We start from the raw sequence: 7,413 nt of genomic DNA on the forward strand, positions 1-7,413 counted from the left end.
AGGAGTCTGTTGACAGACTTGGAGAAAGCGCGGTTTTAACCCGCTTTCGGTGGATTAACCACAGAATCCCCGTCTTTTTAAAGCGGGGAGATGTCAATCTGTTTCCCATTCTGTCATTGATAATTGATAATTGAGGTCGAGGGACGGGACAATCGCATTGTTCTTTGTCCAATCGACCTATCGATCATTGAAAAAGGGAGAGATTGCTGTGAGTGGAGGTATTTATCTCATTCAGGGAGACTATCAATTGGTCGCCATGAATGAACGGCCTTACGATTCGGAAGCATTGCTACAAGAATTGCTCGATAAATATCCCAATTTGTTAGGACTCGATCGCCCTGACGACACTGTTGGGCCAGATTGGCTGATTGTCAAGCGCACGGGCAGCATTCCGACGGAAGATATTCGCATTGAACGTTGGTCTCTCAATCATCTTTTTCTGGATCGCAAGGGAATTCCTACCCTTGTTGAAGTTCAGCCCGATGATGAGGATGACATTCGCAAGGAAACCATCGGGCAAATGCTCGACTATGCTGCAAATGCTGCCGTATATTGGCCGGTTGAGTCAATTGTGGAGCAGTTTGAAATTAACTGTCGCCGTCAAAATCGCGATCCCGAGCAAGTTTTTGAGGATTTTCTCGGCACGGACATCGACGAGAGAGAGTTTTGGCAACGGGTAAAAACCAATTTACAAGCTGGAAAAATTCGCTTGATCTTTGTTGCCAATCGCATTCCACCGGAAGTACAACGGGTAGTAGAATTTCTCAACAAGCAAATGGATCCGGCGGAAGTTTTGGCTGTGGAAATTAAGCAGTACATTAGTCCGGAACATGGCATGAAAACTCTCGTTTCTCGGGCGATCGGTCAAACTGTCGAGGCACGTCAGAAAAAATCCAGTACGACTCGCGAACGACGACAGCGCTGGGATGAAAACTCCTTTTTCTCTGAGTATCTCACTCGCTATGGTGAGGATGAAGCGGGACTGGTACGCGAGATATATGATTGGGTCAATGAAATTCCTCCTCTCCATCTGCAATGGGCAACAGGGGATACTTATGGAGGATTTGGTGCCAGGTTTACAACTGCTAATGGTATGACTGAATTATTCTTTGTTGGTATTGATGGCACGATTCAAATTGTGTCTGATGTTTATGCAGCCTTGTCTCCTTTTGATGAGGAAGAAGAATGGAATGAATTGCGAAATCGTTTGAGTTCGATTGGTTTGGCATTGCCGATCGATCCCAGTGAAAAGCGCTTACCCAATATTCACTTGTCAACCTTGCCGAATGAAGAGGCTTTAGAACCCGTGCTTAGTACATTTGACTGGATCATCACGCGAGTTCGAGGAGAAACTGTTTAGTTGGCTCTATGGGTGAGAATGCAATTAAGATTTTTTAAACGCTGGGGGGGCGCGATCGCGATCGTACTATTACCTTTTGTTGCTGCTTTTTTATTGGCGGTTTTTATGGAGCCGCCAAAGTCTTTAAGACCGAAAAATATTATGGTTGCTACTGAATTATTAAGCGATCCGTTTCTGCAACTCCCAACGCCAAATTCTGTACGGGTTGTTTGGTTTACGGAGTTTCCGGGGAGGGAAAATTGCGTCGTTTATGGCGATAATTTAGAAGAGGAAGTGAGGGCAGTAACCTCCAAACTGACACGGGTTAGAGAAGACCAAAACTCTAAAATTACGCCGTCTTATGCCGAAACTGCCTATCGGGAGGTTTGGCGACATGAGGCAGAAATAACGGGTTTAAAACGCGATCGCCGCCTTCCTTATCGTGTTATTTCAACTCGAGAAACGGGGGAAGAAATTAGCAGTCAGATTTTTTCCCTTGCACCGACTCCTTCTGGGGGAAAACCCCTCAAGATTTTACTAACTTCCGATCATCAATTGATGCCGATGACGGCAGCAAATTTACAAAAAGTAGAAGAGGCGATCGGCAAAGTTGATGCGGTATTTATGGCAGGAGATTTAATTAATATTGCCGATCGCGCTTCGGAATGGTTCGATAGTGATGGGGGAAATGCCTTTTTTCCTGTCCTCCAAGGTCGAGGGAGTTATACTTTGAAAAAGAAGGGGATCGAGACGGTTTATAAAGGCGGAGAATTGATTCAACACGCTCCTTTATTTACGGCGATCGGCAATCATGAGGTGATGGGACGTTTTTCTCTGCAAACGGGTTTAAATGAACAATTTGGCGATGCTTATCCCCAAATTAAAGCTGAGGAAATATATCAAAAATCTAGTGCAGAAATTAACCCAAGAAACGATCCACAGTTAAAAGCAGCATGGATTAAAGCAAATTCTTTTAATACCGATACTTATGAGGAAATTTTTACATTACCGCAAAGTGATTCGGGAGGAGAGAAATATTATGCCGTCACTTTTGGCGATATTCGTTTGGTTGTTTTATATATCACTAATATTTGGCGATCGCCTAGTATAAAAGATGAGCAAATCAGTCGCTATCGAGAGCGATCGCCAGATTTAGACACTCCTGAAAAATGGGGTTACGGACAGCATATTTTTGAACCAATTACTCCTGATAGTAAACAATATAAATGGCTTGTGCAAGAACTGCAAACACCAGAATTTCAAGCAGCTAAATATAAAATTGTCATGTTCCATCATCCTCCCCATACTTTAGGGGATAATATTGTTCCTGCTTATACTAATCCTCGCCAAACTATTATTGCAACACTAGAAGGGGAAGTAAAATCTGTGCGCTATGAGTACCCATTAAATGATGATTATATTATTCGCTATTTAGAACCTTTATTTAATGAAGTAGGAGTTCAACTCGTCTATTATGGTCATTCTCATCTCTGGAATCGTTTTCAAAATAAACAAGGAGTAAATTTTCTCGAATCTTCCAATGTTGGTAATAGTTATGGTGCTTTTTTGGGGAGCAAAAAACGCCCTATTCCCAAGGGATATCAAGAAACTTATATTGCAGACGGCGATCCCAATGGTTTAGAGCCAATTATGCCAACAATTTCCCCTTTAAAAGATGAGAATAATAACGATTTGCCTTATGTTTCTAGTAACGATATTTCAATTTTTAGTATTTTAGATACAGGACGAGGAAAAGTCAGCAGTTATCGCTTCGATACGACTCAATCTAATTCTGATGTTATCAAGTTTGACGAGTTTTCTTTACTTCCTTAATATTAATAGGCTCAATGTTAATTTCTTTTTCTTTGGGAGGAGGTACAAATACCATGCAAACCAATTATTATTAAATTAGTTTGTCTTTTTCATTAAATTATCGAAAGTAGCAGCCATCTCTTCCGGTTTTCCTGAAAGAGGAAATAATAAAATACTTTTGATTTGAGGATCTTTCACTAATTCTTCTAGGCGATCGAATTGTCGTTCGGTGATAGAAATACCATCTTGAGCTTTTACATATTTTAGTTCATCATTGAAATTTTCTGTATCATAAACTTGGATAAATACACGATCTACATTCCATTTTTTCCAGTCAGCAGCAAAGTATTTCTTCGCCCAATAAGGATTATGATGACAAATATCAAAATTAACAGCAGGATTAGCTTTTTTCATTGCAGCGATCGCCTTTTGTACAAAGTCTGTTAATTTGGCCGTGCGATCGACTTGACCGGGTAATTCTGCATGATAACCAAGATAATCATCCCATTGAACGGCATCAATTGTTGGATATTTCTGCACGAATTCCACTAAAATCTCGGTTAAAAAATCACTAACTTCAGGAATGCTAATATCGAGAACATAATGATCTACTCCTTTATGAGTTTTGTCAACTCCCGCAACAATCCATCTTCGTTCGATCGCCAAATCAAATAAAGGACTATTTTTGTCTATTTTAATTCCTTTTTCAAAGTAAGCATGAACTTCCATTCCTTGTTTGTGTGCCTCGTCAATTAACCAATCTAACCAAGGATCTTGAAACTGATTGGGACAGCTACGATAACCAAATTTTTTCTCGAGAACTTCACTTTTATACATGGTACAAGTATTTCCCCAAACCCCATGAATAATCGTATTAATTCCGCGATCGCGATAGTAACGAACTCGTTTACGAATGGTTTCTTCGTTAGCATTATTTGTCACTTGGTAGCGACTTAAATAGATACCGCGAATATTTTTCTGTTTCCAAGGTTTTTGAGAGGGTGATGGAGAGACGGACGGTTTTGCTGGTTCTAAATCTGGCTTTTGGCTAGGTTGAGAGGCTACTGGACTGGGAGAAGGAAGTGAAAGAGTAGGGGCTTTTTCTGTACTCACTGGACTGGGAGAAAGTGTTGGAGAAGAAATCACTTCTTCGGGAGTAGAAGCATTTAAAAAAGGAATTTTTGCTTGTAACTGACTCGGTATAAAACGACCAATATCTAAACGATCTCTCTGAGAGAATAATAAATAACCTAATCCCATGAAAAGAATGATTGCAGAAAAAGGAATGCTCGAGCATCCACACCCACTTTGTTTCTTTTTTGACTCTGACATAATACTTAAATATGGTTTTTTTTTGGATTCGGACTTGTTTTTATTATTCTTCTCTCATTTATTATATTTAATTTCGATCGCCTTGCCAATTCCGTTGATTTTCTGGCGCGATCGCACCCTTAAACTGACGATAAGCACTATTTTACGCTGAAGATCGGCGATCGCCACATCGAGCTTGATAATCTATGAATATATGTAACGCAATCAGCAATTTAATGCAAAATGGTAATCTGTGTTACAGTTAAACTAAGCTAAGTTTAAACCGGAACTCAATTAAGGCTTGAGATTTTCGCCACAATACCTATATTACTTAGGCTTTACCAGAAATTTACGAAATTGTATGGCTTTTGCTATATAGATTTCTGATGAATAAAAAAATTCAAGTTTCAAATTAAACAAGAGTTTATGCGAGTTTTTCGCATTGAGATAAAACCTTCGATTTTAGAGAGACTTGGTAACTTCAGAGGAGTCTCTGGGAATTTGAGGATTCATTGAAGGAAATTAATGGAATGAAAATTATCAAGAAGACAGCTTTGGTTTACTGCGAAAACCAATTTGGTTTAGTAGACGGAAAAACAGCAGCAGGATTAGTTCGACACTCGGAACTCTATACTATTGTTGGCGTTATTGATAGTTCTCTCGCGGGCAAAGATGCCGAAGAAGAATTAGGAGGAGAAAAGAGCGGTATTCCCATTTTTACTAATTTAGAAGAAGCCTTAAGTACACTTGGAGAAATTCCCAACTGTTATATCTATGGAAAAGCTCCCTTGGATGCTTGTCTATCTTCTGAAGAAAGGTTTCTGATTTTAGAAGCAATGGAAAAAGGGATGGATATTATTAATGGTCTTCATCAGTTCTTCTCTGAAGATCCAGAATTTGTCCATCAGGCTACTCAATATAATATTCAAATTAAAGACATCCGAAAACCGCCAAAATTAAAAGATTTGCACGTTTTTACAGGTCAAATAGCGGAAGTCAATGTTCCTGTTATTGCTGTATTAGGAACTGATTGTGCTTGCGGAAAAATGACAACTGCAATAGAACTGAATAAGTCTTTAAATAATCTCGGTATTAAGTCAGTTTTAGTCGCAACAGGCCAAACCAGCTTGATGCAGGGGGCAATATATGGAGTATCGATCGATGCTCTTATTTCTCAATTTGTAATCGGTGAAATTGAAAACTCGATTATTCAAGCCTTTAAGAATGAAAGCCCTGATATCATTTTGGTGGAAGGACAGAGTGCTGTTAGTCATCCCGCTTTTATGAGTTCTCTGGGTATCTTAAAGGGAAGTATGCCTGATGGTATAATCCTTCAGCATCCTCCTGGTCGAAAATTCCGGTGTGATTTTCCTCATTTGATTATGCCAACTATTGAGAGTGAAATTCAACTGATTGAAGCGATTTCTCAAACTAGCGTGATGGCGATCGCCTTAAGCCATGAAGATTTAGAAAATGCAGAAGTTTTGAACTTCATAGAAGATTATGAGAAGCAATTTCAATTACCTACAACAGATGTTTTGCAGTATGGATGTCAAAAACTTGTGCAAACTTTAAGTGAGCATTTTCCAAAATTGAAGCAAAAAATCATGGGGAATAAATTGGAAAAAATGCCTGTATTAGCAATGAGGTAGATGCAATCATCTAAAAAAATTAATGAAATTTTTCCTACCAAGAATAGAAATAGTATTATCTCAAATACGAGATAATACTCGGCTGTTATGCGAACTTTATGGGAAACAAGGCATTTCTCTAATGGGAGTTTCTAAGGCAGTGTTAGGAGAACCTTCTGTTATTGAAGCCATGCTCCAAGGTGGAGTCAAATTTATTGCTGACTCTCGCATTGAAAACATTCAAAAAATGAGAAATGCGGGAATATCAACTCAATTTGTTCTTCTTCGTACTCCTTTGAGTCAAGCTGAATCTGTGGTTAGAAATGCAGATATAAGTTTCAATACTGAAATTGAGACTCTGAGAAAACTTTCCTATTTTGCAAAGGTACAAAATAAGCAGCATCAGATCGTGATTATGGTAGAAATGGGGGATCTGCGTGAAGGGGTAATGCTTTGCGATCTGTTCCAATTTATCAGGAAAACTCTAACTTTATCTCATCTCAAAATTGTGGGTATTGGCTGCAATTTAGCTTGTTATGGTGGAGTCAAGCCAGATGGTAAAAATATGCACGCATTATCTGAGTTGGTCGATCGCATTGAAAAAGAGTTTCAAATGAGTTTAGAAATAGTTTCGGGGGGAAATTCTGCCAATTATGAATGGTATAAATCTACTTTAAATGTTGGCAATATTAACAATCTTCGTTTAGGGGAATCAATTTTTTTGGGTTGTGAAACGGTGAACCGAAAAGCAATTCCGGGGTTACATACTCGTGCATTTCAACTCGTTGCGGAAGTGATTGAATCTAAGAAAAAACCATCTCTTCCTTTTGGCGAGATTTGTCAAGATGCTTTTGGAAATATTCCTAATTTCCAAGATCGAGGAGTGCGTCAAAGAGCAATTGTTGCTTTGGGAAGGCAGGATGTTTTAGTATCTGGTTTGCAAGCTGATAATAAGCTGGAAATACTAGGAGCCAGCAGCGATCATATTATTCTCGACAGTCAGAACTACAATTTGAAAATTGGCGATGAAGTCAATTTTAATCTAGATTATGGTAGTCTTCTTGCAGCAATGACTTCTCCTTTTATTCAAAAGCAATTTGTAAGCTGCAATCGTTCTGCGATCGCCGCTTAATTCTCATCGACATCGCATTTTTAAAAAGAAAAAAAGGGCATTTCTGCCCTTGTAAATTACACCATGAGAAGTTAAAATTTAGCTGATACTGAATGCAGTGAGTAGTAATGTGCCGACGAAGAGAAAAGCGATCGCGCCTTGAAGAGCATAGCGTTCTTGCTGTTCGGGACTGGGATACTGAGCGTAAT

The 7,413-nt window shown here is 39.1% G+C and carries 6 protein-coding genes; 4 read left to right on the forward strand and 2 right to left on the reverse strand.

Annotation, left to right across the window (positions count from 1 at the left end):
• Nucleotides 1-208 precede the first annotated feature (208 nt).
• Entirely contained in the window at nucleotides 209-1,360 is a 1,152-nt protein-coding gene (locus JUI58_RS16635) for a hypothetical protein (protein ID WP_348539909.1), read from the forward strand.
• 105 nt (nucleotides 1,361-1,465) lie between these two features.
• A complete protein-coding gene (locus JUI58_RS16640) occupies nucleotides 1,466-3,172 on the forward strand; it encodes a metallophosphoesterase (protein ID WP_348539910.1) in 1,707 nt (568 codons plus the stop codon).
• 75 nt (nucleotides 3,173-3,247) lie between these two features.
• Here JUI58_RS16640 and JUI58_RS16645 read toward each other — a convergent pair whose 3' ends face one another.
• The gene (locus JUI58_RS16645) at nucleotides 3,248-4,483 is read right to left on the reverse strand and encodes a family 10 glycosylhydrolase (protein WP_204104924.1); all 1,236 of its coding nucleotides are present in this window, start codon (nucleotides 4,481-4,483) and stop codon (nucleotides 3,248-3,250) included.
• A gap of 509 nt (nucleotides 4,484-4,992) precedes the next feature.
• Here JUI58_RS16645 and JUI58_RS16650 point away from each other — a divergent pair.
• Together JUI58_RS16650 and JUI58_RS16655 are read left to right on the forward strand one after the other, a co-directional pair.
• Nucleotides 4,993-6,114 (forward strand): DUF1611 domain-containing protein, encoded by a 1,122-nt coding sequence (locus JUI58_RS16650; RefSeq protein WP_204104925.1) that lies wholly within the window; start codon nucleotides 4,993-4,995, stop codon nucleotides 6,112-6,114.
• Nucleotides 6,115-6,136: 22 nt separating this feature from the next.
• Nucleotides 6,137-7,225, forward strand: coding sequence for an alanine/ornithine racemase family PLP-dependent enzyme (locus JUI58_RS16655; RefSeq protein ID WP_204104926.1), 1,089 nt, complete (start codon nucleotides 6,137-6,139; stop codon nucleotides 7,223-7,225).
• 78 nt (nucleotides 7,226-7,303) lie between these two features.
• On the opposite strand, the gene JUI58_RS27810 is transcribed toward JUI58_RS16655, so the two are convergent.
• The coding region (locus JUI58_RS27810; RefSeq protein ID WP_204104928.1) for a ssl1498 family light-harvesting-like protein at nucleotides 7,304-7,413 on the reverse strand (110 nt) is incomplete at its 5' end.

Origin of the sequence: Spirulina sp. CCY15215 (genome assembly GCF_016888125.1) — a bacterium.
Taxonomy (GTDB): domain Bacteria; phylum Cyanobacteriota; class Cyanobacteriia; order Cyanobacteriales; family Spirulinaceae; genus CCY15215.

Bases quoted from the DNA above. Each gene is read 5' to 3' on its own strand.
- JUI58_RS16640 (WP_348539910.1), top strand. From the start codon at position 1,466: ATGGAGCCGCCAAAGTCTTTAAGACCGAAAAATATTATGGTTGCTACT.
- JUI58_RS16645 (WP_204104924.1), bottom strand. From the start codon at position 4,483: ATGTCAGAGTCAAAAAAGAAACAAAGTGGGTGTGGATGCTCGAGCATT.
- JUI58_RS16650 (WP_204104925.1), top strand. From the start codon at position 4,993: ATGAAAATTATCAAGAAGACAGCTTTGGTTTACTGCGAAAACCAATTT.
- JUI58_RS16655 (WP_204104926.1), top strand. From the start codon at position 6,137: ATGAAATTTTTCCTACCAAGAATAGAAATAGTATTATCTCAAATACGA.